Below are 2,232 nucleotides of genomic sequence, written 5' to 3' on the forward strand. Positions count from 1 at the left end.
TTGGCCAGGGCCAGGGGGAGGACCGAGGCGTCGGGGCGCGCCGCGATCACGGTGTCCCTGAGGGCGGCGATCCCGGGGGCGTTCTCGTGCCCGAGGTCATCGGGGAGGAGCACGGCCACGGCCCGGTCCTCCGGCACGAGGGAGACCTCGTCGGCCACCACCCGGCCCACCGAGCCCGTGTCGGTCTCGAGCCACGCGACAGGCCGTCGGCCCGCACGTACCGGGCGCGGCGAGGTCGCCCCCGGGTCGATCTGCGCGAGCAGCTGTTCCGCGACCGCGGAGACTGTCTCCGGGGTGCGGTAGTTGACGGTGAGCTCGCAGAGGACCCACCGGTCGTCCACGTACGGCGAGAGCGCGTCCTCCCACGAGTCGATGCCCGCAGGGCTGGAGGTCTGGGCGACGTCCCCGACGAGGGTCATCCAGCGGTTGGGGGAGCGACGCATCAGCGCGCGCCACGCCATGGCGGACAGCTCCTGCGCCTCGTCGACGATCACGTGACCGAACGCCCACGTCCGATCCGCGCCGGCACGATCCGCGACGGTGAGGTCCGAGTCCGCACTGTGCCGCCGGGCGAGCGACTCCGCGTCGACCACGTCGTACGCCATGAGGACCTCCGGGTCCAGGTCGTCCTCGATGTCCTGGACCGCCGACCCGGTGAGGATCTCGAGCGCCTCCTCCGCCTGACGGACCTGTTCTGCCCAGGCTCGGTCCGCCTCGTTGCCCTCCTCGGTGGGGTCCTCGCCCAGCAGTTCGGCGAGTTCGTCGAGGAGCGGGACGTCGGCCACCGAGAACGCCCCACCGTCGGCGCGGAAGAGGGCCTCCTGGTCCTCGGCCACATAGTCGCCGGCCGCCTCGGAGATCCGCTCGCGGCTGGAGAACAGGTCGGCCAACAATTGCTCCGGCCGCAGGGTGGGCCACCAGTCGTCGATCGCGTCGAGGACCTCGGGCGCGCGTTCGACCTCGGTGCGCAGCGCGGCCCGGTCCTCCGCGTCCAGCAGCGGCCGGGCGGGGTCCCCGAGATCCCCGACCCCGTCGCCCTCGGGGGACCAGGCGGCGTCCTCCGCGTGCCCGACGGGATCGGTCAGGGACGCCACGTACTGCTCCGTGAGAGCGTCGATGATCCTCGCCGCGAACGTGGAACGCGCCTGGTTGTGCGGTCGCCGCGTCATCCGGGCCCGGCCGCGGGCGGCGCGGACCACCGCGGGCGTGAGGACGAGGTCGTGTCCCTCGCACCGCACCACCACGTCCGCCCCCGGGGCGAACTGGCGGGCGCGGACGGCGGCCTTGAGGATGTCGACCATGTCCGCCGAGCCCTTGACCTCCTCGCCGCGGAGAGTCTCCGAACCGGTGGCACGGACCCCGGGGTAGAGGTCGGCGAGTGTGCGCAGGACGACTCCCGACTCGCCGAGCGACGGCAGGACGCGTGCGATGTAGTCGAGGAACCGCGCGTTGGGCCCCACGATGAGCACTCCGCTGCGGTCGAGCCTCCGGCGGTGCGTGTAGAGCAGATAGGCCGCACGGTGAAGGGCCACGGCGGTCTTCCCCGTCCCCGGCCCGCCCTGGACCACCAGGACACCGGCGTGGGGGTTGCGGATGATCTCGTCCTGCTCGCGTTGGATGGTCGCGACGATGTCCGTCATGTGAGCGGAGCGCGCGCTGTCCAGGGCTTCGAGCAGGGCGGATTCCCCCACGACGTCGTCGTGGTCCTCCGGCACCTCACCGTCGACCGGTGCGGTGAGGTACTCGTCGTGGACCCCGATGACCCTCCTGCCGATCGTGCGGAGATGACGACGACGGTGTGCGCCCTCGGGGCGGGCGGTGGTGGCCAGATAGAACGGGCGGCTGTGGTCCGCGCGCCAGTCCAGCAGGAGCGGGGTGAGGTCCTCGTCGTCGTCCCTCAGTCCCACGCGCCCGATCCTCCGGACCTCTCCGTCCTCCATGTCCAGCCGACCGAAGTACAGGCCCAGGTTGGCGGCGTTGAACGCCGCCAACTCAGACGAATAGAGCCGCGCGAACGACTCCCGCTCCGATCGCGCCTGAGGAGTTCCCCCCGTGCCCCGGAGGACGGCGTCGAGGCGGGCCCGGGTGTCGGCCCGGAGTTCCTCGAGACGATCGAGGAGACGGCCGAGGTGGCGCTGTTCCTCGTCGACGGCGTCGTATCCCGTCATGCGCGCTCCTCTCGGGTGGGGACTGCGCATCGGGTGGGTGTACCGCGCAGTGCAGGACAACCAG

General features: G+C 72.1%; 1 protein-coding gene. It reads right to left on the reverse strand.

Going from position 1 to position 2,232, the window contains the following annotated elements; translation table 11 throughout:
• Nucleotides 1–2,168, reverse strand: a 2,168-nt coding sequence (locus G6022_RS13495) for an AAA family ATPase (RefSeq protein WP_182691760.1), incomplete at its 3' end; no start/stop codon positions are given.
• Nucleotides 2,169–2,232 lie beyond the last annotated feature (64 nt).

Source organism: Dietzia sp. Cai40 (assembly GCF_014145165.1).
In the GTDB taxonomy this organism is placed as follows: Bacteria; Actinomycetota; Actinomycetes; order Mycobacteriales; family Mycobacteriaceae; genus Dietzia; species Dietzia natronolimnaea.